Below are 22684 nucleotides of genomic sequence, written 5' to 3'. Positions count from 1 at the left end.
GCGATACTGGGGCCCGTGACGCCGAACCCGACCCCGGTCCCGACCGTGACGCGCGCCGCGCGCCGTCCCGCGCAGGGCGGAGCCTGCGCGTGACCGACCGGTGGACGTGGCCCGCGTACGTCGGCCTGCTCGGGGGCGCCCTGCTCTTCGCCGCCTTCCTCGTGCCCGCGCTCGCGTGGCAGTATCGGCGGTACGGCCGCCTGAGCGGCCGACGTCTGCTCGGGGCGGCCGCCGTCGCGGTCTACGGGGTCGCGCTCGTCGCCTACACGCTCCTGCCGCTCCCGAGCGGCGACCTCGCGCGGTGGTGCGCGCAGTACGGCGTCGCGGGCGCCGAGCTCGTGCCGTTCCACTCGCTCGCGGACGTCCGACGGGACACGGCCGGGCTCGGGCTCGGCGCGACCCTGCGCAGCACCGCCGTGCTCCAGGTGGTCTTCAACGTCGTCCTGTTCGTCCCCTGGGGCGTGCTCGTGCGGCGCTACCTCGGCCGCGGGGTGCTCGTCACGACGCTGTCCGGCCTGCTCGTGTCGCTCCTCGTCGAGACCACGCAGTACACCGGGATCTTCGGGATCATCCCGTGCTCGTACCGGGTCGCCGACGTCGACGACGTGCTGACCAACACGCTCGGCGCGCTCCTCGGGGCGCTCGCGGCGCCCCTCCTGCTGCGCTGGATGCCGCGCGCGGGAGAGCTCGAGTCGCGCCGGGAGGAGGCCCGGCCGGTGACCGCCTGGCGGCGGTGGCTCGGGATGCTGCTCGACGCGCTGCTCGTCACGGCGCTGGGCGTCGTGCTGCAGGTCGCCTACCGCACGGTGCTCTACGCGCTCGGGCGCCCGCTGCCCGACGGCGCGGACTGGGCCCAGTGGCTGCTCGGCACGCTCGTGCCGTTCGTGGTCGTCTTCGTGGTGCCGACGTTCCTCGGCAGCGGCGCCTCGTGGGGCCAGCGGACGGTGTGGCTCGCCCCGCGCTGGGCCGGGCGGCGCGGCACGACGGCGCAGCGCGTCGCCCGCGCGGCGGCGGGCGGAGCCCTGTGGGGAGCGCTCGGCCTGCTGAGCGACCTGCCGGCGGGGCTGCCTGCGGCGGTGGGGGTGGCCGCCTCGGTCGCGGCGCCGCTCGCGGCCCTGTTCGCGGTGGTGTCGGTGGTCGCGGTCCCGTTCACCCGCGGGCGCCGCGGGCTCTCGGGTGCGGTGAGCGGGGCGGAGCTCGTGGACGCGCGGGAGGTGCCGGTCAGCCCTCGGTGAGCAGGCCGACGAGCAGGGCCACGGCGCCCCACACGAGAAGGCCGCCGCCGACCGCGATCGCGATGCCGCTCGCACCGGTCGACCCGGCGCGGCGCGCGCCGCGGGCGGCCGTCGCGGCGATCGCGAGGCCGGACACGACGAGCACAGCCCCTGCCACGATCCAGAACATCGCCCATACCGTCGCATACGGCGCGCCCAGCTGCATCGTGGACGGCCGTCCAGTCCGGGCGTGTCGCGCGGCGCGGACGCGTGCCCGGACCCGCGGAACCGCGCCGTTCCGCGCCTCGTGAGCGGCCGCGTCCCGACCGCCGGCCCGCCGGGTGTGCTGCGTCCGGCCGCCCGAGACGTGAGACGGGTGGCGCCCAGGACTGCGGCTGTCGGCCCGAGACGTGAGACGGGTTGCGCCCGGGTGCCGCCTGGCCGCACCGTGTGCGGGTGCCCCTCCCCACCGACGGCCCGCCCGTGCGCCGCATCCTCTTCCCCGGCCGCCACCACGTCGTCACGCGCTACCAGGTCGACTACCTCCGGGCGCTGCGCGCCGGGCTCGTGCACGACCTCGACGGTCGGCGCGTGCGCTGCGCCCCCGACGTGGAGGTCGTCTGGGTCGTGACGTCCGCCAACCACGCGGGCACCCGCCGCAACCCGCTGCCCGGGCACCGGCGCGAGGCGCTCGTCGAGAACGTCACGACCCGGGAGGGCCTCGCGTCCGTCGTCGTGCCCGTGCCCGACGTCGCGCCCGACGACCGCTTCGCCCACCTCGTCGTGACGAGCGTCGCGACCGCGACCGGCGTCGCGCCGGACCCCGCGGACACCGTCGTCGCGTGCTCGACGCCCGCGCTCGTCGACGCCTACCGCGCGCTCGGCTACCGGGTCGCGGGGGTCGAGCTCGACGCCGCCGAGCCGGGTGGCGACCTCCCCGCGCGGCCGTGGGACGTCGTCGAGCAGATCGCCGCGGGGGACGAGCGCTGGCGCGACGTCGCGCACCCCGCCGTGCCGGAGTTCTTCGCGCGCTACCGGTTCGTCGAGGACGTCCGGCGCATCTTCGCCGACCCGGTCGTGTCCGGCGACGGCGACCTCACCTCGACGCGCGACTACCGCACGTACGCCGCCGCGTTCGAGGACGCGTCGGCGCGCAAGTGGGCCCAGGTCGCCCCGCACGTGCGGCCCGGCCGGATCGTCGACATCGGGTGCGCGACGGGCGGCCTCCTGGAGCACGTGGCGCGCGAGCCGCGCCTGCACGAGTCGGACCTGTTCGGCGTCGACGTCGCACGGCACCTCGTCGCGGAGGCCGAGCACAAGAAGGCGCAGGGCGTGTTCGCGAACCCGCACGTGTGGTTCGTGCAGGCGAACATCCTCGACCGGTCCGTGATGCCCGACGCCTCCGTCGACACGACCCTCACCGTCGCGCTCACGCACGAGGTGTCGTCGTACGGGGACGGCGTGCGCGACGTCGAGACGTTCGCGCGCCGCGTCCACGCGCACACGCGGCCCGGCGGCGTGTGGATCAACTCGGACGTGTGCGGCCCCGCGGAGCCGGACCGGGTCGTCGTGCTCACCCTGCGGACCGACGACGGCGCCCCCGCGACCGGCGACGGGCCTGGCGGCGCCCGCACCGACCTCGACGACCTCGCGCGCGAGGACGTCGCGGCGTGGGTCGGGGCGCTCTCGACCGACGCGCGGCTCGTCCAGTTCGCGTACGACTTCCCGCGCCTCTCCGGGGCCGACTTCCGGCCCGAGCGCGTGCGCCCCGGGTCGTGGCGGCTCACGCTGCGCGAGGCGATGGAGTTCCTCACGCGCAAGGACTACGTCGACAACTGGCTGTCCGAGAGCCACGAGCGCTTCTGCGACCTCACCGGCCCCCGGTGGGCCGAGCTCCTCACCGCCGCCGGGTTCGAGCTCGAGCCGGGGAGCGGGGCGTGGCGCAACGAGTGGGTCGTCGAGCACGCGTTCGCGCCCGTCGCCGCCCTGCACGACGCCACGACCGGCGAGCCCGTCGACTGGCCCGACACCCACGTCCTCACCGTCGCCCGCCGCCCCGAGCTCGCCTGACCTGCCTGCCCTGCCGAGGTAGAGCTCCGGTCTCACGGCGTGCGCGAGGTAGAGCCCTGGTCGCGCGGGCTCGCGCGAGGCAGAGCCCTGGTCGCGCGAGGTAGAGCCCTGGTGGGCCGAGGGAGAGCCCAGGTCGTGACCTCGGCTCTACCTCGCCGGCCGCGCTCTCTCTCGGGAGGGCGTGGCGACGTGGTCGTAGGCTCGGAGCGTGCTCCTCGACGCCCGCACGCTGCGCGGCCTCCAGGACGGGACGGTGACGCTGGCGTTCCGCCGCTGGACGACGCCGCGCGTGCGCGTCGGGACGCTCCAGCGCACGCGGGTGGGCGTCGTCGAGGTGACGTCGGTCGAGCGCGTGCCCGTCGGTCCGGACGGCGTGCCCGTCGTGTCCGACGACGAGGCCCGCCTCGCGGGGATGACCTCGCCCGAGCGTGTGCTCGCTCGGGGCGCCGGGCGCGAGGGCGACCTCTACCGCGTGGGCCTGCGGCTCGCCGGCCCGGACCCGCGCGTCGCGCTGCGCGAGGACGCGGACCTCGACGCGGACGCCGTCGAGCAGCTCCGCACCGCGCTGGCGCGGAAGGACCGGGCCGCCGCGGAGCCGTGGACGCGCCGGTACCTCGAGCTGATCGGCGCGCACGAGGGCGTCGTCGCCCGCGAGCTCGCGGCCGGGCTCGGGATGGCCCGCGACGACTTCAAGGGGCGCGTGCGTCGGCTCAAGGAGCTCGGCCTCACCGAGAGCCTCGACGTCGGGTACCGCCTCTCGCCGCGCGGGAGGGCCTACCTCGCCGCGACGGCGGACGAGCGGCCCGCCTCGTGAGGTCGAGCGTCCTCCCTCGCAGGACCGGGCCTCTACTCCGCGGGACCAGGCCTCTACCTCGCGGACCCCGGCTCTACCTCGCGAGAACCCGCCCTTATCTCGCGGGGCCAGGGCTCTCTCGCGGAACCGGGGCCCTGCCCCGGCGAGGTAGAGGCCCGGTAGGGCCCGACTGGGGGACGCGCCACGCTCGCGCAGCGGGCTCTGGGTTCTCGAGTGCGTGCGCACCCAGGGGCCCGGCGTCGCAAGGCGTCAGCGCCCGAGGGCTTCCTGTGGCGTCGTCGTGTGAGCGGTGGGCGAGCCGTCGCCGATCGCCGGGAGGCCGTCGATGCTCGTGGTGTTCTTCGTGACGCGGTAGGCCTCGAGCTGCTCCGGGGTCTTGCGGTCGGCCCAGCGGTCGAGCAGGTCCCGGTCCTCGACGAGGGCCATGCGGGGCACGGAGAACCCGCACGAGTCGGAGACCCGCGTCACGTCGACGACCACGACGCCGCGCTGACCCGCTGTCTCGCGCTTGGGGAAGCGGGCGCGCAGCGCGTCGAACTCCGGGGTGCCGGCCTCGACGTACCGGCCGGTCCCGTGGAAGCGGACGATGTTCGGTGGGCCCTCGAACGCGCAGAACATCACGACGATTCGGCCGTTCTCGCGCAGGTGCGCGGGCGTCTCGGCGCCCGAGCCGGTGTAGTCCAGGTAGGCGACGCGGTGCGGCCCCAGCACCGCGAACGTCCCGGCCATGCCCTTGGGCGCGACGTTGACGTGACCGTCCGCCGCGAGCGGCGCGGTGCCGACGAAGAACACCGGCTGCGCGAGGACGAACGCCGCCAGTCGGTCGGTGATCTCTGCGTGCACGGTGGCCATGAGGGGAGTCTGGCACTGGCGTGGGAGGGCGTCGGTAACGTCCGGTGGATGAGCACGAGGACGGCACAGGACCACGACCCCAAGGCGACGCTGCTGCGGTACCTGAGCCGGGAGCGCGACGCGCTGCTCGCCAAGGCGGAGGGGCTGAGCGAGTACGACGTGCGCCGTCCGCTCACGCGCACCGGCACGAACGTCCTGGGGTTGGTGAAGCACGTGGGCAGCGTGCAGCTCGGCTACCTGCACGAGGCGTTCGGCGGCACGCACGACCTCGACCTGCCCTGGTTCGCCGACGGCGCGGAGGTGAACGCCGACATGTGGGCCACGGCGGACGAGAGCCGGGAGGAGATCCTGGAGCTGTTCCGGCGGTCGTCGGAGCTGTGCGACGCGACCGTGGCGTCGCTCGACCTCGACGCGCCCGGGCACGTGCCGTGGTGGCGCCCGGAGAACCGGGACGTCACGCTCCACCAGGTGCTCGTGCACGTGCTCGCGGAGGTGGCGCACCACGCCGGGCACGCCGACATCGTGCGCGAGCTCGTCGACGGCGCGACGGGCGACGGGCGGGGCAACCTGCCCGCGCTGGACGACGACGAGTGGGCCGCCTACCGGGCGCGCGTCGAGTCCGCGGCCGTCGAGGCGTCCCGACGCGCGGGGGAGCGCCCCTGAGCCGCGCGGCGCTCGCGGACGCCGGGCGAGGTCAGGCGCGCTCGAGCAGGACCGCGACCTCGTAGTGCGACGTCTGCGGGAACATGTCGAGCACGCGCGCCTCGCGCGGTCGGAGCGACGGCATGAGGGCCAGGTCGCGCGCGAGCGTCGTCGCGTTGCAGCTCGAGTAGACGACGTGCCCGACGCCGGACCGCTCCAGCCAGGTGCTGAGCGTCTCCCCGATGCCGCGCCGTGGCGGGTTCACGACGACGAGGTCCGGCACGTCCTGCCGTGAGAGGGCGAACGCGGTCGCGTCCTCGGCGAGGAAGGTCGTGCGGTCGAGCCCGGCGTCGCGCGCGGTGAGCCGTGCGCTCGCGACGGCCTCGGCGCTCGTCTCGACGCCGACGACGTCGCGACCGGGCCCCGCGACGTGCAGCGCGAACCCGCCCACGCCGCAGTAGAGGTCCCAGACCGTGGCGGGTGCGGCGTCGTCCACCCAGGCCCGGCCCTGGCGGTAGAGGGCCGCGGCGACGTCGGTGTTGGTCTGGAAGAAGCTCTGCGGGCGCAGGTGGAGGTCGATCCCGTTGACGTGCATGCGGAGCGTCTCGGCCTCGGTGAGCACGGTCTCCGTCTCGCCCTCGACGACGGCCTTGTGCTCGGGGTGCAGGTTCACGGACACGACGCGCAGCGACGGGAGAGCGTCGAGCAGGGCAGGCAGGTGCTTGCGGACCCGCGGCACGGACTCGGTGGACCGCAGGACGAACCGCGCCATGAGGTCGCCGTCGGGGGAGAGGGTGACGAGGACGTACTTGAGCTCGCCACGCCGGGTGCGGACGTCGTAGGGGACGAGCCGCGCGCGCGTGACGAACGCCGCGAACGCGGGGAACGACGCCTGGAGCGCGGACGGGTAGAGCGGGCAGTCGGTGAGGTCGACGCCGCCGCCCTCCGCGAGGATCCCGAGCACCGGGGCGTCGGTGGTGCCGGTGACGACCATCTTCGCCTTGTTGCGGAAGCCGGACTCGGCGGACTCGACAGTGGGCAGCCAGGTGAGGTCCGGCGCGAGCGGGGCGAGGAGCTCGGCGCAGTGCTCCTGCTTGCCGGTGACCTGCGCGGGGTAGGCGAGGTCGAGGAGGGTGCACGACCGGCACCGGCCGGCGTCGTAGTGGTGGCACTGCACTCGTTCGAGTCTACGGGCGACCGGCTCCCTCCCGGGGGCCGCGCACGGAGAGAGCGCCGCGGCGTCGATCCATGGCCCCCAGCGCGCCGCACCGGACTCCGGGGAGCGCTCCCTGGCGTCGCGGGCCGCTGTCCGTTACGGTCGTGGCAGCGCTTCCACACCTCCTGTGGCAACGCTGTCGCCGGAACGGTCCGGCGACCGGTTTCGACGGAGCAACCGAACAGGAGCAGATCCCGTATGCCTCACGACAGGAAGAACAGCAGCAGACGAGCGTGGGCCGCGCTGTGCGCCGCGGTCCTCGCGGTGAGCGGGGCGCTGGTCGGCGTGGCGGCGCCCGCGAGCGCGGTCCCCGCGACCATCCCGCTGACGATCACCAACGACTCGGGCAGGGGGCCGATCTACCTGTACGTCCTCGGCGAGCGCGACGGCGTCGCCGGCTGGGCGGACGCGGGCGGCACGTTCCACCCGTGGCCCGGCGGGGTCGGGCCCGTGCCCGTCCCGGCACCCGACGCGTCGATCGCCGGACCCGGCCCCGGCCAGTCCGTGACGATCCGGCTCCCGAAGCTGTCCGGGCGCGTCTACTACTCGTACGGCCAGAAGATGACGTTCCAGATCGTGCTCGACGGGCGGCTCGTCCAGCCCGCCGTCCAGAACGACTCCGACCCCAACCGGAACATCCTCTTCAACTGGACCGAGTACACGCTCAACGACGGCGGCCTGTGGATCAACAGCACGCAGGTGGACCACTGGTCCGCGCCGTACCAGGTGGGCGTCCAGCGCGCCGACGGGCAGGTCCTCAGCACGGGCATGCTCAAGCCGAACGGCTACGAGGCGTTCTACACGGCCCTCGAGAGCGCGGGGTGGGGCGGGCTCGTGCAGCGCGCGCCCGACGGGAGCCGCCTGCGCGCGCTCAACCCGTCGCACGGGATCGACGTCGGGAAGATCTCGTCGGCCTCGATCGACTCCTACGTCACCGAGGTGTGGAACTCGTACCGCACGCGCGACATGGTCGTCACGCCGTTCTCCCACGAGCCCGGCACGCAGTTCCGCGGCCGGGTCGACGGCGACTGGTTCCGCTTCAGGAACGGGTCCGGGCAGGAGGTCGCCGCCTTCAAGAAGCCCGACGCGTCGAGCGTGTACGGGTGCCACAAGGACCTCCAGGCGCCCAACGACCACGTCGTCGGGCCGATCGCCCGCACCCTGTGCGCCGCGCTCGTCCGCACCACGGCACTGACCAACCCGAACCAGCCGGACGCGAGCAGCGCCGGCTTCTACCAGGACGCCCGCACGAACGTCTACGCGAAGCTCGCGCACCAGCAGATGGCGAACGGCAAGGCGTACGCGTTCGCATTCGACGACGTCGGCGCGCACGAGTCGCTCGTCCACGACGGCAACCCCCAGGCCGCGTACATCAAGCTCGACCCGTTCACCGGCACGGCCACGCCCATCGGGAACGGCGGCAGCACCGAGCAGCCGGGCACCCCCGGTGGTCTGCCCGCCGGGACGGGCGCGCTCCGCATCGGGAGCACGCTGTGCCTCGACGTCCCGTGGGCCGACCCGACCGACACCAACCAGGTCCAGCTCGCCACCTGCAGCGGCAACGCGGCGCAGCAGTGGACGCGCGGGACCGACGGGACGGTGCGCGCCCTCGGCAAGTGCCTCGACGTCGCGCGCAGCGGGACGGCCGACGGCACCGCCGTGTGGATCTACACGTGCAACGGCACGGGCGCGCAGAAGTGGACCTACGACTCCGCGACCAAGGCGCTGCGCAACCCGCAGTCCGGCAAGTGCCTCGACGCCCAGGGCGGCGCACCGCTGCGTGACGGCCAGAAGGTCCAGCTCTGGACCTGCAACCAGACCGACGCCCAGCGCTGGACGCTCTGACCGCGCCCGTCGCCTGAGCGGCCCCGCCGCCCGGTGCCCGACGACGCCCGCTCCCGGGACGTCGTCGGGCACCGGCGTGCGGGCCGGGGGCCGGGCCCGCCGCGTGTCAGGCCGGCCGGGTCGCCTTGCCGTCGAGCCACAGCGTGTCGGAGTCGTCGCGGTGCGAGCCGTCGGACCCCACGTGCTTCGACGAGATCTGCGGGCCCTTCGTGATGACGTGGACCATCGCCATGCCGTGCCCGCGGCCCAGGCCGTAGTCGTCCCGGAGCCACTCGAGGATCGGGGTCGCCTTCGTCGTCTCGTCGAACCCGCGCTCGTGCGCGAGGTCGACCAGCTGGCGCGGGGTCAGACCGGTCTTGTCCTCGACCGCGTCGAGATAGGCCTGGAAGGACATGCGAGCTCCTCGTCGTCGGGGCAGGTCGATCGACCCGCCGCGAACGTACCGACGGCCGCCCACACCCGGACTCATCGGTCGCGGTGCACGCTCCCGCGGGGCGGCCGGTGCGCCCGCTCGCCCGAGCGCAGCACGTCCATCACCGCGTTCTCCACCAGCACCGGCACGAAGTCGCGCACGTGCGCGGCCTGGTACCGGCCCAGCTCCGCGAGCACCTGCTCACGGACGTCGTCCACCGGCACGTCCGGGAAGCGCGAGCTGACCCGCTCCACCACGACGTCGATCTCGCGGTCCTCGTCCTCGATCGCCATGGTCCGACGGTCCGGCCGCACCCGTCCCGCGCGCAACCAACGGGGGATGAACGGGCGGCGTCGGGCCGCTGACCAGCCCGGTCCCGGTGGCCGGGCCGGCGGGCCGCCGGTGAGCCGGGCGGGACGGGGTGCGGGCCGGGGGTTCGCGTGTCAGGGTGGCCGCTCCGCTCCTTCAAGCCGCTGGAGGTACCCCCGCGTGGACGACCAGACCCTGATCGACGTCCCCCTCGACGACGCCGACCTCATCACGTCGATGCCGCCCGAGGAGTACCAGCTCGTGGAGGAGTGGGTGCTCTCCACGACGGAGGAGCTCTCCGCGCTGCGCGCCGGCCTCGTGGCGACGCTCGAGAGCCAGGGCGTCGCGTCGACCGGTCGGCTCTCGTCCACGCCGGACAAGCTCGTCCTCATCGCCTCGGAGCTCGCGACCAACGCGCTGCGCCACGGCCTGCCCCCGACGATCGTGCGCCTCGCCCGCAGCGGCGACCGGTTCCTCCTCGAGGTCGCCGACCACGACGTGTCCACCGAGCCCGTCTACGCCGGGCGCCGCATCCCCGGCGCAGGCGGCGTCGGCCTGCACATGGCCCGCCAGCTCTCGCTCGACGTCGGCTGGTACCGGACCGACGACGTCAAGACCGTCTGGGCGACGTTCACCGCCTGAGCGTCTGCTGACCCGACCCGAGCCTGCGCGCGGCGCTGGCCGGCGCCGACGGGGGTGTGGCCGTCCGCCGGGTGGCGCCGTGAGAGAGCTGGGGCGTCCGCGGGTCAGGAGGTGGGCCCCGTGGGGTTCGAACCCACAACCTACGGATTAAAGGGTAGTGTGTCCCTGTCCTGCGGTGTCCGTTTCCACGTATCGCAACACCACGGGTGAATCTCGGGGTGTCTCATCCGGGATGCTTGACAGTGAGCACGTAAGAGGGGGATAACAGGGGGACAGGCAAACGGCACCCGCCCAGCCACCGACGCAGGGAGCAGTCATGGACGTCTCGCCCTCCTCATCAGCCCTCCGCACCAACCCGACCGGCGACCTCGGGGTCCTCGTGTTCGGTAGCGCCCCGATCACCGAGCGCTACCCCGACGGGTCACCCGTCCTGCCCATCCCGGCAGGTGCCACGCCCGACGACCTCACGCACGCCCAGGCCAATGGCTGGAACCTTCTCGGCATCGTCTCCGCGGGTTCGCCCGCCGGCCTGGTCGACATGTACGTCCTGAGCCGCTGACGCGGCCCACCCCGAAGCCACCGGGACCAACGGCGCAAGAGGAAGGGGAGCTGCCGTGGACCACGCGCACCAGCACCCGTCATCATCACCACCACGCTGACGCGGGCCCGCGTCGCCTGCACTCCCATGCTGACAAGTCCCTCGGCAGAGTCAGCACCAACGTCACCCCGCACCCACGGCCACCCGCCGCAGGGGCGGGGTGACTCATGCCTGGCCCTCGGAACGCAGAAGAAGCCCCACACCGATTACCGGTGTGGGGCTCTCTGTGTGCGCCTCTAGTGCGCGTGCTGGCGGCGGTCCTCCCACCGGTCTAGGGGTGCACCCAGGGCGCGCACCAGGAGAGCGCAGAACAGCGCGGAGGCTAGGCCCTCACCGCGACAGGTCAAGGTCCACCTGGTCGGCCCACGCACGAAGCTGCTCGTGGGCAGTGGCTGCGGAGACAGTCACCAACGAGGCGTGGCTCATCAAGTACGTCTCGATCTGCGTGACCTCGAATCGATGCTCGCGGGCTACGAGGCCGGCCACGGTTCCGTAGACCAACTTCGCCATCATCTCTCGATAGCTCGTGTGCATCACCGGCAGGTCGTTCGCGGCGTGCATCGCCCAGGAGGCTTCCATGCTCGCGAGAGCGAGACGGTCCACGTTCGGGAAGTGCTCCAACCAGGCGCGGACCTCCACGCGCAGGCCGTGCGGGCTCTCTGCGACCTTCGAGCACATGGGTTCGAGGTAGTCCCGAAGTGTCACCACGCCCGACTCGCGGAGCGCTAAGACCTTCGCGACTGCGCACTCGGCGCGGAAGTCCGAGGGCAAGCGACCACGCAGCGCCGCATCCGCCTGGAACAGCGCCGCGGACAGGTGCGATGCAGCATCCAGCGCGACTGCCGACTGATACTCGACCTGGCTCCAAGCCGAATCGAACGCCGCGTCGTACTCGCGCAGCCACCGACGGAGGCGTCGCTCTAGGACGAACTCACCTAGTCCCACATCCACATCCTCCTCGCCATGTCGGGCAGGAGTAGACGGTTCGGTGGGTGAAGTTTGTTCGGACTCTGCGAACTAGACAGTAGGGGGTGGGGGTCTGTTTGGGGTCTTGAGTTGACCGGCCCCTTGTTGAATCCGCGACTCTACTAAGGGGTGGTACTGTCGCGCCCTTGGCTTTCTTGCAGTCGTGTCCGAACGGAGGAAGAAATGATGGATGACGCAACTGGCGCACATCACCTGCGCGAGTGGATCGGAGACGTGCAGGCCGGTCGTGCTACCCAAACTATGACGCAGCGCGTGACATACCCCGGGCTGGCCGCGCTATCCGGGATTGGGCTGTTGAACCTAGAGCCGCTGGGGCAGGTGTACGAGATCGGGGAAGCGCCTGCGTCTGCGTCCTTCCTTCGGTTCGTCCAGCCGGAGGCGGCAACCGACGTCTTTGATCACGACCGAAACGCACTATTTGGTTCGCTTCTAACGCTCGCCTCGAACAGGCGCTGTCAAGTAGCGCCGGAAGTCGTCGCGGGTGTCGAGGGGACCGGAACGGCCCTTTTCCTTCCGATGACGCACCAGATGGACCCCGAGCTTGCGGCACCGATGCCTCCGTGGTCTCGAATGCGGAACAGCATCGCCGACTATGCTGCAAGACTTTCAACAATGGAACCCGCGGACGCCGCGGCAATCACGGCTGCAATGCGCATGCACTACAACTCCGCATTGCTATATACGCGCGACATTACGGGTGCATACGCGCTGGCAGTGGGTGGCATCGAGGCACTGGCATCCCGGTTCGGCCCATCGTACGTTGCATGGGACGACTGGCACCGAGCAAAGAGTTGGGATAAGTTCCTCGACTCCCAGAACCTGAGCGCTGATCAAGCTGCGGCGATTAGAGAGAAACTGCTCGGCGAGCAGCATGTGAAGCTCACGGAGAAGTTCACCACGTACTTTTGCCAGGGTGTCAGTCCTGAATTTTGGCGGGAAAAGGTCCGTGGATATGTCTGGGGGATCAATGCGAATACCGGCGAAGCTATCGAGGGGAGTTGGGTCGATCAGGGCCTCCGGTCGATGCAGTTCGCAGACGATCCAGGCGCGTTGCGGAAGGCTGTGCGGGCGGCCTACGGGAGGCGGTCGCAGTACATCCATGCAGGTGAACATGGCGGTGGGTTTGTGGCGGAGGTGTTCGGGGACGGTCCAGGGCGCGCCCGAAATTCGCTCTCCTATGCGCAACTACGCAGCGGCCTGAGGTTTCTCATCCTCCGCGAACTCGCGGCCCGCGGTCGTGCCGGCCTCAAGCAGGAGCAGAGGTTTGTCGTACCGGAGGCGGCGCCGATGAAGCGCCCAGGTGCAGCGTTCTTCCAGTAGCCCTCACCAGCCCCCTAACTTCACCCCCTACATGGACCCCCTACACCCCCACACGCTCAACCCCACACGCCCATCGTGTGGTGAGTCAGGACGCGCGTCTGCTCTTCAGCCCACCAATCCCGCCCGCACGGCTCCTGCCGGGGTGCCCCGGACAGCACCTGAGACGCCACCGCCTCCCGCCCAGCCAGCACCCCAGCCTTCCTCCGAGCATCCGGAACATCCGGCAACACCGTGTGATGCACCACCCACGGGAACAGCGAACCCAACCTCCGAATCCGCCCCTCCCGCTGCACCTCACGCGCAGGATTCCAAGAAGAATCCAACGACACCAACACCCCGCATGTCTGCAGATTCAGCCCGCGCTCCAACACCGACGACCCCACCAAAACCCGTGGCCCCGCCGGATCACGAAACGCAGCCACCGCACTCGCACGCCCCGCACGATCCACACCACCATCCACCCGAACAATCGACACACCCACCGAACGCAGACGCTCACACACCACATTCAGCACATCCTGAAACTCCGAAAACACGATCACCTTCGGCGTTTGGTGATAGTCAGCAGCCGTAACGAGGCGTATGAACTCATTTGCGGTCGCGGAGCTGCCTGCGGCGTACCTGGCGGCCTTGGCTCGCTTCTGGTGGCCGAAGAGTCCGGGCATGTTGGCGTAGCGGTCGTGCTGCTTTTGCTGGGGCGGGGTCAGTGGGACGAATGTGGTCTTGCGATAAAGGGTAGGGAGCGCGAGTCCGATGTCTTGGGCGGTCCGGCGAAGGGTGACGCCGCTGAGGTATTCGCGGAGGCGGGTCTCGGCGCCGGGGAGGAACCCGACGGCGCGGGGCGGCAGCGGGTCACCGAGGATGTTGGTGCCGGCGGGTGCCCATTCGACGAACTCGCGGTCGAAGGTCTCCTGATCCCAGAGGCCTGGGGTGCCGACGGCGGCGAGGGCGGCCCATGTCTCGGGGGGCACCGTCTCGACGGGTGTGGCGGTGAGGCCGATGCACCGGGTGGCGCGGGCGGAGAGGGTGCGGACCGCTTCCCAGTTCGTCTTGCCGCCCTTGACGGCCATGATTTCGTCCAGCACGAGAATGTGGGGTCGCCAGTGCGACACGAGGTTGGTGTCGAGGCGGGTACGCAGGGTGTCGTACGAGATGACGACGGTGTGCAGGTCGTGGGCGAGCGTCGCCCACTCCTGGGTGGCCTTCTTGGACGGGTTGGTGGCCCACGCCTTGTGCGTGGACGCGTCGATGGTGAGCTGGGGCAGGAGGCGCCGCAGCTCGTCGAGGGTCTGGTTGATGAGTGCGGCGTCGGTGACCCACACGACGGGCGGGCCGTCGGGGCGGCCCAGGGCCGAGAACGCGTCGTGGTGGGATGCGCGCTCGATGACGAGCGCGGCTTGGATGGTTTTCCCGAGGCCGACCTCGTCGGCCAGGATCGCGCGGGGGTGGGTGTCGAGGAAGTCGGCACCCGCGACCTGGTGCGGGTGGGGGTCGACGCCGAAGGTCTCGTTGGTCATGGGTTCCCTAGGGGTGTGAGCACGCGCGTGCCGCGTGCCGCCGACCATGTGGTGGCGTCGCGTGGGCGCGACGCTGTTGGCCGTGACGGTTGGTGGTGGGAGAGCGGCGGCTCCGCCGGCCGCTCTGATTCCCGTGACGGGATGGGTCGAGGTAGCGGCTTCGCCGCTTGACCCGGGACGGTGATGGGTGGCCCAAGGCACCCGTCACCTCGTGGTCCGTGATCGGTCCCGGAGAAGGCACCAGATTTCTGGTGCCTAATAGGCTTTACTCTATGTAGTGAATCTCTCTCTGATGGAGAGATTCACCATGGAGAGATTAGTGACTAGATTCCTGGTCTCGTCTTCACACTAGATTTCTGGTGTCTTCAGGCTGGGAGCGGTTAGGACGTAGACCAGCTTCCGCCGGTCGAGGGCTCGCAACTCCGGCACCTCCGGGTACTCGTCGGGGCTGACAACGACGAGGAACCCCCAGTCACGGAGTAGCCGGATGGACCTCTGTGCGGACTGTCCGTGGCTCTTTGCGCTGAGGCCCAGCCGCCCGTCGATGGTGGTGTTGCCGGGCCAGATGGGCCGTCGTCGTTCGGACGAGTCGGCGTACATGGCTAGGGCCGCGGCTGTGCCGATCACCGTCGGGGTCTTCCCCGGCGCTCGATAGTCGAGAAGTAGGTTGAGCCAGACGAGCGGCTGAACCGCTCGCTGGTCGGCTTCCTGTCGGGGCGTCTTCTTCGGGGCCGTCAACCGATCACCACCTCGGCCGACAGGTCGTCCGCGGCGAGGGCGCGGTTGGCCATCTGCTCAAAACCCACGTCCTCCGCGGCGAGGGCCTGGACCCACTCGGCCCAAATCTCGGCCAGCCCGGACTCCTCAGCCTTCTTCGAGTCGAGGGACGTGATGCCCAGTTCCGCCATGCGGGTGCGCATCATCTTCCGGCTCTCCAGGTAGGTCGACAGCTGCTGCATGTCGGACCGGGACGCCAGCGACTTGTTGTCCCGGATCGCCGTGCCCATCGTCGACAGGAACCGCACCGCGCCGTCGCCCGTGAAGCCGGACTCGTAGGCCGCAGCCCACGCAGGGTTCTCCTGCTTCATCTGCGACAGGAATTCGTCGCGGATGAGCCGGAAGTCCTCCGCCCCCTTGGAGCGGATCGTGGTGCCGGCTTCGTCGAGAGCGAGGTTCAGCATGGTCTGGAACTTGTTCCAGTCGTTCCAACCCTTGCTGACCTGAACCTCGTTGTACGCCTCGCCCGGGTCCTTGATCGTGCGCCACGTCTTCGACGTGCCAACCCCGATCGTCTGGCGCTTCTGCTGCTGGTACGCCCCCTGGGAGAACTCGCCCCCAAGGTTCGCCGCACCAGCGAACGCCCACCCGTACTCCGGGGTCTGCGCCACCTGGTTCCGGTACTTCTTCACCTCGTCCATCGCGGCATCCGACGCGCGCACCCCCGTCTCGTTCAGAGACAGCGAGATGGTCATGTCGAAATAGTCCGGGTAGTCCTCGCGGAACTTGTCCTCCGCGTCCTTCCCGTACTCCTCGATGTACCGGTTCCACTCCTGCCGGTACCACTCCAGACGCCCCTGAGGGGACGTCGAGAACGGCGCCTGGGAGCCGAACGCCTTCATGATGTAGAAGTTCCGGGTGCGCTTGGCGACGAGGGCCATGGTCTCGGCCTTCGTCTTGGGCTCGCTCTCGCCCGTGGTCTGGGCTTGCATCTCTTCGGCCAGCAGCTGGGCGTAGGTCTGCGCGAACCGGTCCTCGCTCATGGACTGGTCGATGGCGGTGCGCGCGTTGCGTACCCACTGGGGCAGCGCCTGGTCCGTCGCGCTGTCCGCCGTGGGCCCGTAGGGGAGGAGCCACTTCCCGATGGGGTGCTCGGCCCAGGCCGAGGGCAGCACCTTGACCAGTGCCTCGTTGGCGGGGATCGACATGAGCGGCCCCGGGCCGGGCAGCCAGAACGGCTCACCCTGGAAGATGACGTTCATAGACCCCTTGGACACGCGCACGTTGTCGTCCACGCCCGCCCAGTCCGCGAGAGCCTTCGGGATCGGGATGTGGATGTACCCCTTCGTGGGATCGGCCTCGTGGCCGATGACCTCACCCAGGGAACCGTCCTCCAGGACCCGCACCACGTCGCCGTTCGGCAGGATGCGGTTACCGTCCTCGTCCGTCACCTCGAACATCTTGTTCGGTGCCTGGTACGCCTTCAGCATCAGAGGCGCAGCCTCCCAGTGCTCACCGAAGATGCGCGCCCACTTCGCCATCGTGTCTTCCCACGCCGAGTAGAACGGCATCAGGAACCGCATGTGGTAGCCCAGGTTCGACTGCCGTGACGTGTCGAACATGACCTTCGCCACGTCCCGCCGCGCCAGCAGGTCCGCACGGTTGCGGAGCTGGTGGACCTCGGCGCGGGTGAGGGTGGCGGACTCGCGGCCGGTCTGCGAGATGAGGTGTTCGAGGCGTCGGGAGAAGGCGTCTCGGTAGAAGGGGTGACGCCCCATGACGGTCTCGGGAATCTCGGCGGCGTACTTGAAGTAGGTACTGCGAGCCTTGTTGTACCCGTTGACGAGGGGGTTGCCCTGGTCGATGGCTTCCTTCAGGTTGTGGGGGACGACGGGCCGCGGCGTCCCTTCCGGGAACGCGACGTCGATGTCCTCAGCGCGGAGGTTGCCGGCCATGGCCCGGTTCCGAATCTCCTGCGTGGGCAGGAGCGCGTCCACGTGCTCACGCTGTGAGTTGAGCAGGTCTAGCTCACTGAGCCACTTCGCTTCTCCCTTCTGGTTGGTCGCGAACGCCGCCCAATACTCACGGCCCTCCGGGGTCTCGCGCATCCAGGCCAGGAGGGTCTGGTCGTCGGCGCCGCCAGCGAGGGACTTCAGCACGTGGTCGTTGCGTACGTGCCGGTTGACGGCGTCGAGGTAGGCGTCACCCCAGCCGGGGTTCTTGGCGTCGACGAGCGCGTAGCGGCCGGAGCTTCGGAGGCTGCGGAGCGTCAGGGTCCGCTGGGTCTCCATGAGTCCGAGGATGGAGGCTCGAGCGTCGGTCAGGTCGTGCACCCGGGTGTAGGCCTCTCGCCCGCCCATGTACGGATCGGTGATGGACGGGGCGGTGAACTCGCCCGTCTTGGCGTCGAGGCCCGCGGACGAACCCTGGAACGCCTTCAGGTCCGTCTTCCCGCGGCGAACCGTACCCTCGATGTCGGGTCGCTCCGCCTTGAAGTCGTCCAGCGTCTTGTCGATGATCGACTGCTGACGGGCCCGCTCCGCGGTCGCCGCCTTCAGGCGCTTCCCCGTCAGGGACGGGATCGTCTCGTCCAGCTCCTCCAGACGGGCGTGCGCCAGCATCTTCTGCTGGTACAGCTCGACGGCGGCCTTGTCGACGCGCTCCAGGTTCCGCAGCGAGTTGCCCATGCCGCGCATCGCGGTCAGGCCGTGGCGCATCACCCCGATGTGCGCCAACGCACGAGCCTGCGTGTCGACCTGGACGCGGACGGGGTAGCCGAGGGGGCGTAGCAGCGCGACGAACTTCCAGAGGTCGTTGAAGGAGGCCAGCCCGGCCTCAGCCCACTGGTACGCGCCCGTCGCGGTCTTACGGATCATGCCGGGCGTGAGCCTGGTTCCGAGAGCGTTGTCGACGGCCTTCCAGTCGACGATGGACACGACGTCCTGGAACTGGGACGTCGCGATGGATCGAGCGAGTTCGTCGGTGAGGGCGTAGATGCCGTCGTCGGAGGCGATGGTGGTCGCGCCCTCGGCGTCCAGCGCCTGCTTGGCGCTGAGACCAAGTCGCGCCATCTCCTCGTTGCGTCGTCCGACGATGTCGCGCACGGCCCAGCGGATTTCGGGTGCGCTGACGCCATGGCGGCCCGCGTGCCGCGACACCAGGTAGTCCTCCGCGAACTTGTTGAAGTCGCGAACCACCTCGTGCCGCTGCGTGCGAGACAGGCCCGGGTCGAGCGACGACCGCGCCGACACGAACCGGTCACGAAACTCCGCGAGCAGCCCAAGCGCCTCGTCGTTCTTGTCCTTGCGGAGCATCCGCTCCACCCGGCCAGTCGCCGCCTCGAAGCCCTCGTAGGCGTCATCCGCGGACAGCTTCAACGTCTGCGGGATGTGACGGCCCGCGACCAGGTGCACCGGGTGCAGCGCCGGCGAACCCGCCAACGTCTTCACAACCGATGCCGCGTTACGGTCCGCCTTGAACGCCGCCACCATCCCCGGCGTCTCACGCACCGCAGCAGCCTGCCCGCGCTTCACCGTCGCAGACACGCCGTCGATCCCGAGGCCACCAGTGCCCGAGTCGATCACACGCTGAATCGCGCCCAGCTCGTCACGAATCTGCTGCTGCTGCACGTCCACCTGACGCTGCACCAGCGCGTCCTTGTCCAGCAGGGCAAGGGAGTCCTTGTGCGAGATGGCAGGGTTGCCCAGAATCTCGGCCGCCGCCGTGTCGGCGTTCGGCCCCACCATGCGCTCCAACTCCAGGGACAGCATGTCGGACCGCTCACGCAGCGTGTTCAACGCCTTGCGGTCGCCAGCACCCGCGTAGATCACCTGGTCCATGAGGCCCTTGGCGTCCGCCTCGTCCACACCAATCTCGCGGGCGCGGCGCATCATGAACGCCACGGCGCCAGCGTCCGTGGTCTGCGCGATCAGCGGGTCCTTCGACACCGCGGCGAGACCACCGGGCTGGTTCAGCACGTCGTAGTACCGGTCCGTGGTCCGCTCAACGGCGGACTGGAAGCGGTTCGCCTTGAACGACCCCGCCTCGACGGACTCGGCCGCGGCGCGGTTCAGGCGGGACGCGTTCGCGGCAGCCGCCACGTCCACGGCGTCCACCGCACGGGCAGCCTGGAACGCCTTCGAACCGCCCGCGGTCGCCAGGACCAGCGGGTCCGCGTAGATGTTGAACGCCGCATCCGCGACACCCGTCACCCACTTCTGCCCACCAGACCCGAAATACTCCGCACGGGCGCCCACCAGCTCGGGGTCGTCCAGAAGCGGCAGGGTCGTGCGCCCCGTCACCGGGTCGAACGAGCCAGCGTTCTTCCCCTCAGGCTGGAACGCGGCACGGCCCTGCTCCCACACCGCCTGCGAAACCGACGACTCGTTCTGCAACTCCTGCGACCAGTAGTTGTCCCGGAACTCCGGGTCAGTGAACGCGAACCCAGGCAGCACGGACCCCAGGGTCTGCAACGCGTTGACCGGGCCACCCTGCGTCATCTGGTCGTTGCCGTACCGGAACGCCGCACCGTAGTAGTCGCCCACCCAGCGGACCGGGGCACCCATCGCCTCCAGCAGCCAGTTCCCTGCGCCATCCGATCGCAGCTGCGGGTTCGACTTGACCTTCGCCTGCTCCTGCTTGAACGACGCCTGCGAGCCCGCGCCCTCGAACGACTGCCGGAGCGTCGGCTGCTGCACACCGAAGTAGGAGGACGGCTGTGCGAGTCGACCGGCTGCACGGGCCTGGTCCTGGTCGCGGGTGACCTTGGCGATTCCGACGGATGCGCCGAGGGGTGCGCCAGCCTCGAAGGCGGCGCCGATTCGGGTCATGAGGTCGTGCTTCTTGGGCTGCAAGGTTGGTCCTCTGGGTCGTCGGGGAGTGTGCGGGCACGTCAAAGGCCCGCGTATTGCTGTCTGTACGGCGATCCTGTGCGCGTCTCAGCGCTTCCGGGTGCCTGTAGTGCCCCGAGTGCTGGGGCGCGCATTGAAACGGCGCCTACGCGTTCGCGAGTGCCCGCCAGCCGTTCATGCGTTCGCGAGGGAAGGTGGCGACCAGAGGCCGGCAGGCCGCGCAAGGCTCGTGTTCAAGGGACAGGAACCCGAGCTGGTGGCCGTAGGCGGCCTGGCTGGCGCAGCGGTGACAGAGTCCGCGCGCGAGGTAGACGTTCTTGAGCCGCTCCCAGTTACGAGCCTGGCCGAGCGTCTCGGGCTTGGACTTCTTGGAAGGCCGCGCCTGCGGCCGGTGGGCCGTCTTCATACGGTCCCGCTGGTGTTGACCGCGTGCTTGTCCTCGTAGGCCTCGACGTCGGAGAGGCGGTAGCGGACGTTGAAGCCGATCTTGCGGTACACGGGTCCGCGTCGTTGCGAACGGAGTGTGGCGAGCCAGCCAGGGTTGACCTGCCAGCGGGCGGCCAACTCCTTCTCGGTCAGGAGATTGGAGGGGATGGGGTCATTGTTGATCGTCTGTGGTGAGCGCTGCATATTAAGCCATCTAAGCCGCCCCCTATGACACGACCCCCTTTTTCGGGGGTGGTTCCGGTGCATTTCGAGTGCGCTTATATACAGCATTGCGAAGCGACCTGCGCCTTTGTGGGCCCACGACTGCAAGGTCACAGTTCAGTAACGGACGCGCGCGGCCAGGACAGTTCGCCTCAATCTGGGCACTCCCGGGCCTGTGCGCCAGCCAGCCACTGGACCAGGGTTCGAACGTGTGTTCGACTAGATGCATGGGTGGGTTGGTCGAGTTCCTGCAAGAACAGTTCGCGTCGGAGGAGTGGTTGGCGCGGGACGAGCGCGGTCGCATCACGCCGCCGCCCAGGCCCAAGGGAGGGTTCTACCCGGCGCCCCTGTCGAGCCCGTTCCAGTACGTGTTCAACCCCGCCCGCGTGGAAGCCGACTGCACCATGAGGCGCACCCTCCTGCGCCTGGTCGAGTCCGACGAGCTGTCTCGTGAGGCCGTGCTCAGAGCACTCGGAGAGGTATACCGGTCGCACCCGGACTTCGACCCGTCGTGGCTGAGCAAGGCCGGGCGCCCCGGCCCTGGACTTCACCCCTGAAGCGCTGCCGCGCGCACTCCCGCGACCGGCACGGGGCCAGTAGTCTCCCGGCCATGGGGGATACCGCGCTGCCGCAGCCAGTACCTGGGGTGCGAGTTGGAACGACCGCCGACGTCGGCGCGCTGGTTCGACTTTCTGGTCATGCGCTGTGGAAGCTCCTGCGCTCGCCGGGGCTCCTGAGCATCACGTTCGTGATGGTCGGGTTCGCGATCGTGTTCATGCTCGTAGTGCTCGGGTTCTCCGCCGGCTGGGTGACACTCCTCCTGTTCCTGCCCGTGCTCGTCGTGATGCTCCTCGTCGCGGCGGCCGTGTTCGTGGTCGTGCTGCTCGTGTACTCGTTCCACGTCCTCAGCGACAAGCGGTCACGGGTGTACCTAAGCGAAGACGGCACCGCGACGGTGCGTGTTCGGCTTCGACACGGTGCCTGGCACATCCAGGACCACATGGCCGCGCCGGTCGGGCAGGGCCACGGGAGGCGGCTACGGGAGGCGTTGGTGGGGCCGCTGCTGGCCCAGGCGGACGCAACCGGGACGCGGGTCACGTTCGACGCGGTGCCCGCGACAGCGAACCAGTACGACGTCGTCCTCCTAGGGTTCGTCGCTGGCGGCCGGTCCTGGCAAGGGCGCCGCTACACGCGTGAGCCGGTGAGGCAGCGTGTCTAACTCCCACTGGACGCCGCAGCAGCTCGCGGACGAGGCAGGCGTCAGCGCCTCCATTGTGCGCCGATGGCTCCGGGAGTCCGTGGACCGTGCCGGTGACTCGGGTCCGTGGCTGATCGACGATGACCTTGCCACGCGTGCTCGTGCGCACTTCGCTGCGACCGCAGAGGCGCGGGCAGCGCGCCCAACCGAGTGCTCGGTCGACGAGTGCGACCGCACCGACATCAAGGGCAGAGGGCTTTGCCCGATGCACTACAACCGGTGGTATCGGCATGGGTCCACAGAGAAGCGCGACGGGTCTGAGTATCAGCGGGCCAAGACGCACTGCCCGCACGGGCACGAGTACACGGCAGAGAACACGATCGTGTACTCGTCGGACGGCCGGCGGCGGTGCCGAACGTGCAGACGGGTCACTCCGGGCAAAGGAAAGCCGACGCGGAAGTAACTACCATCCCGGCTGTGCCAGCGCTCAGGCCTGCCGCCACCAGGGGCGCCGTCGCCTCCTCCAACGTGGCATCGGAGTCTTGATTCGCGCAGGCCGCGTACCCCAGTTCGACGAAGAACTTTGAGCCCTCGGCGTCCAGCTTGTCACCCTCCTCCCATGATCCCGCGACGAGGGCTTCCAGGTAGTCCAACTCCGCCGAGTTGCAGTCCGGACACTCCACGGAGGTCCGCGGCGAACCCGCACACGCGGCCGAGCCGAGGACCGCGGCCGCGAGCACCAGCATCGTCGGGAGGCGCCCCTGGGCAGCAGTGATCACCTAACCAATCTGGCAGAGCGACGTGTCATTGGAAAGGGTGAAGTACGCGGCGAC

At 70.1% G+C, this 22684-nt stretch carries 21 protein-coding genes; 10 read left to right on the top strand and 11 right to left on the bottom strand.

Features of this window, described 5'->3' with window-relative positions; translation table 11 throughout:
• Window positions 1-89: 89 nt before the first annotated feature.
• The gene (locus B9L22_RS03265) at window positions 90-1235 is read left to right on the top strand and encodes a VanZ family protein (protein WP_158097136.1); all 1146 of its coding nucleotides are present in this window, start codon (window positions 90-92) and stop codon (window positions 1233-1235) included.
• Here B9L22_RS03265 and B9L22_RS03260 read toward each other — a convergent pair.
• Entirely contained in the window at window positions 1222-1404 is a 183-nt protein-coding gene (locus B9L22_RS03260; protein ID WP_085386565.1) for a hypothetical protein, read from the bottom strand. The genes B9L22_RS03265 and B9L22_RS03260 overlap by 14 nt on opposite strands.
• A gap of 266 nt (window positions 1405-1670) precedes the next feature.
• On the opposite strand from B9L22_RS03260, the gene B9L22_RS03255 reads away from it, so the two are divergent.
• A complete protein-coding gene (locus B9L22_RS03255) occupies window positions 1671-3284 on the top strand; it encodes a class I SAM-dependent methyltransferase (RefSeq protein ID WP_198947187.1) in 1614 nt (537 codons plus the stop codon).
• A gap of 208 nt (window positions 3285-3492) precedes the next feature.
• Window positions 3493-4098 (top strand): hypothetical protein, encoded by a 606-nt coding sequence (locus B9L22_RS19900; RefSeq protein WP_086149185.1) that lies wholly within the window; start codon window positions 3493-3495, stop codon window positions 4096-4098.
• 249 nt (window positions 4099-4347) lie between these two features.
• Here the strand turns inward: B9L22_RS19900 and B9L22_RS03245 are convergent, their stop codons facing one another.
• Entirely contained in the window at window positions 4348-4950 is a 603-nt protein-coding gene (locus tag B9L22_RS03245; RefSeq protein WP_086149184.1) for a pyridoxamine 5'-phosphate oxidase family protein, read from the bottom strand.
• 48 nt (window positions 4951-4998) lie between these two features.
• Here B9L22_RS03245 and B9L22_RS03240 point away from each other — a divergent pair, with 48 nt between their 5' ends.
• Window positions 4999-5613, top strand: coding sequence for a DinB family protein (locus B9L22_RS03240; protein WP_086149183.1), 615 nt, complete (start codon window positions 4999-5001; stop codon window positions 5611-5613).
• A 31-nt stretch (window positions 5614-5644) separates the two neighbouring features.
• On the opposite strand, the gene rlmC is transcribed toward B9L22_RS03240, so the two are convergent.
• Entirely contained in the window at window positions 5645-6769 is a 1125-nt protein-coding gene (gene rlmC, locus B9L22_RS03235) for a 23S rRNA (uracil(747)-C(5))-methyltransferase RlmC (RefSeq protein ID WP_086149182.1), read from the bottom strand.
• A 237-nt stretch (window positions 6770-7006) separates the two neighbouring features.
• Here rlmC and B9L22_RS03230 point away from each other — a divergent pair, with 237 nt between their 5' ends.
• Window positions 7007-8653, top strand: coding sequence for a glucan endo-1,3-beta-glucosidase (locus tag B9L22_RS03230; protein WP_086149181.1), 1647 nt, complete (start codon window positions 7007-7009; stop codon window positions 8651-8653).
• Between the two features lie 106 nt (window positions 8654-8759).
• Here the strand turns inward: B9L22_RS03230 and B9L22_RS03225 are convergent, their stop codons facing one another.
• Window positions 8760-9047, bottom strand: a complete 288-nt coding sequence (locus B9L22_RS03225) for a DUF4287 domain-containing protein (protein WP_034651273.1) — start codon at window positions 9045-9047, stop codon at window positions 8760-8762.
• A 71-nt stretch (window positions 9048-9118) separates the two neighbouring features.
• Window positions 9119-9358, bottom strand: a complete 240-nt coding sequence (locus B9L22_RS03220) for a three-helix bundle dimerization domain-containing protein (RefSeq protein ID WP_086149180.1) — start codon at window positions 9356-9358, stop codon at window positions 9119-9121.
• Window positions 9359-9554: 196 nt separating this feature from the next.
• On the opposite strand from B9L22_RS03220, the gene B9L22_RS03215 reads away from it, so the two are divergent.
• Together B9L22_RS03215 and B9L22_RS03210 are read left to right on the top strand one after the other, a co-directional pair.
• Window positions 9555-10016: an ATP-binding protein gene (locus B9L22_RS03215; RefSeq protein WP_021479821.1), complete on the top strand. Its 462-nt coding sequence runs from the start codon at window positions 9555-9557 to the stop codon at window positions 10014-10016.
• 316 nt (window positions 10017-10332) lie between these two features.
• A complete protein-coding gene (locus B9L22_RS03210) occupies window positions 10333-10575 on the top strand; it encodes a hypothetical protein (protein WP_086149179.1) in 243 nt (80 codons plus the stop codon).
• A 369-nt stretch (window positions 10576-10944) separates the two neighbouring features.
• On the opposite strand, the gene B9L22_RS03205 is transcribed toward B9L22_RS03210, so the two are convergent.
• Entirely contained in the window at window positions 10945-11559 is a 615-nt protein-coding gene (locus tag B9L22_RS03205) for a hypothetical protein (RefSeq protein WP_143317038.1), read from the bottom strand.
• Between the two features lie 294 nt (window positions 11560-11853).
• On the opposite strand from B9L22_RS03205, the gene B9L22_RS03200 reads away from it, so the two are divergent.
• Window positions 11854-12921 carry a hypothetical protein gene (locus B9L22_RS03200; RefSeq protein WP_143317036.1) on the top strand — a complete coding sequence of 356 codons (1068 nt, stop codon included), beginning with the start codon at window positions 11854-11856 and terminating at the stop codon, window positions 12919-12921.
• A gap of 56 nt (window positions 12922-12977) precedes the next feature.
• Here B9L22_RS03200 and B9L22_RS03195 read toward each other — a convergent pair whose 3' ends face one another.
• From B9L22_RS03195 to B9L22_RS03180, 4 genes are all read right to left on the bottom strand, one after another.
• Window positions 12978-14438: a DEAD/DEAH box helicase gene (locus tag B9L22_RS03195; RefSeq protein WP_158097135.1), complete on the bottom strand. Its 1461-nt coding sequence runs from the start codon at window positions 14436-14438 to the stop codon at window positions 12978-12980.
• 348 nt (window positions 14439-14786) lie between these two features.
• A complete protein-coding gene (locus tag B9L22_RS03190) occupies window positions 14787-15176 on the bottom strand; it encodes a hypothetical protein (protein ID WP_086149175.1) in 390 nt (129 codons plus the stop codon).
• Complete coding sequence (locus tag B9L22_RS03185; RefSeq protein WP_086149174.1) at window positions 15173-20008, bottom strand: hypothetical protein; 4836 nt, start codon at window positions 20006-20008, stop codon at window positions 15173-15175. The genes B9L22_RS03190 and B9L22_RS03185 overlap by 4 nt, the downstream gene beginning before the upstream one ends.
• A gap of 142 nt (window positions 20009-20150) precedes the next feature.
• On the bottom strand, window positions 20151-20411 hold the full coding sequence (locus tag B9L22_RS03180) for a hypothetical protein (RefSeq protein ID WP_086149173.1): 261 nt from the start codon (window positions 20409-20411) through the stop codon (window positions 20151-20153).
• A gap of 469 nt (window positions 20412-20880) precedes the next feature.
• Here B9L22_RS03180 and B9L22_RS20725 point away from each other — a divergent pair, with 469 nt between their 5' ends.
• Both B9L22_RS20725 and B9L22_RS03170 read left to right on the top strand, forming a co-directional pair.
• Window positions 20881-21210, top strand: coding sequence for a DUF6221 family protein (locus B9L22_RS20725; protein WP_086149172.1), 330 nt, complete (start codon window positions 20881-20883; stop codon window positions 21208-21210).
• A 53-nt stretch (window positions 21211-21263) separates the two neighbouring features.
• A complete protein-coding gene (locus B9L22_RS03170) occupies window positions 21264-21872 on the top strand; it encodes a hypothetical protein (RefSeq protein WP_143317034.1) in 609 nt (202 codons plus the stop codon).
• Window positions 21873-22279: 407 nt separating this feature from the next.
• Here the strand turns inward: B9L22_RS03170 and B9L22_RS03165 are convergent, their stop codons facing one another.
• Window positions 22280-22630, bottom strand: a complete 351-nt coding sequence (locus B9L22_RS03165) for a DUF732 domain-containing protein (RefSeq protein WP_086149170.1) — start codon at window positions 22628-22630, stop codon at window positions 22280-22282.
• Between the last annotated feature and the right edge of the window lie 54 nt (window positions 22631-22684).

Source organism: Cellulosimicrobium sp. KWT-B (assembly GCF_002127155.1).
GTDB classification, from domain to species: domain Bacteria; phylum Actinomycetota; class Actinomycetes; order Actinomycetales; family Cellulomonadaceae; genus Cellulosimicrobium; species Cellulosimicrobium funkei.
Note: the sequence above shows the minus strand (reverse complement) of the source record. Positions and strands in the feature narration are given on the sequence as shown.

What these genes read in the sequence shown, in the direction of transcription:
- B9L22_RS03260 (WP_085386565.1), bottom strand. Translation starts at nt 1,404, where the DNA reads ATGTTCTGGATCGTGGCAGGGGCTGTGCTCGTCGTGTCCGGCCTCGCG.
- B9L22_RS03195 (WP_158097135.1), bottom strand. Translation starts at nt 14,438, where the DNA reads ATGACCAACGAGACCTTCGGCGTCGACCCCCACCCGCACCAGGTCGCG.
- B9L22_RS03230 (WP_086149181.1), top strand. Translation starts at nt 7,007, where the DNA reads ATGCCTCACGACAGGAAGAACAGCAGCAGACGAGCGTGGGCCGCGCTG.
- B9L22_RS03170 (WP_143317034.1), top strand. Translation starts at nt 21,264, where the DNA reads ATGGGGGATACCGCGCTGCCGCAGCCAGTACCTGGGGTGCGAGTTGGA.
- B9L22_RS03225 (WP_034651273.1), bottom strand. Translation starts at nt 9,047, where the DNA reads ATGTCCTTCCAGGCCTATCTCGACGCGGTCGAGGACAAGACCGGTCTG.
- B9L22_RS03220 (WP_086149180.1), bottom strand. Translation starts at nt 9,358, where the DNA reads ATGGCGATCGAGGACGAGGACCGCGAGATCGACGTCGTGGTGGAGCGG.
- B9L22_RS03240 (WP_086149183.1), top strand. Translation starts at nt 4,999, where the DNA reads ATGAGCACGAGGACGGCACAGGACCACGACCCCAAGGCGACGCTGCTG.
- B9L22_RS20725 (WP_086149172.1), top strand. Translation starts at nt 20,881, where the DNA reads ATGGGTGGGTTGGTCGAGTTCCTGCAAGAACAGTTCGCGTCGGAGGAG.
- B9L22_RS03210 (WP_086149179.1), top strand. Translation starts at nt 10,333, where the DNA reads ATGGACGTCTCGCCCTCCTCATCAGCCCTCCGCACCAACCCGACCGGC.
- B9L22_RS03245 (WP_086149184.1), bottom strand. Translation starts at nt 4,950, where the DNA reads ATGGCCACCGTGCACGCAGAGATCACCGACCGACTGGCGGCGTTCGTC.
- B9L22_RS03180 (WP_086149173.1), bottom strand. Translation starts at nt 20,411, where the DNA reads ATGAAGACGGCCCACCGGCCGCAGGCGCGGCCTTCCAAGAAGTCCAAG.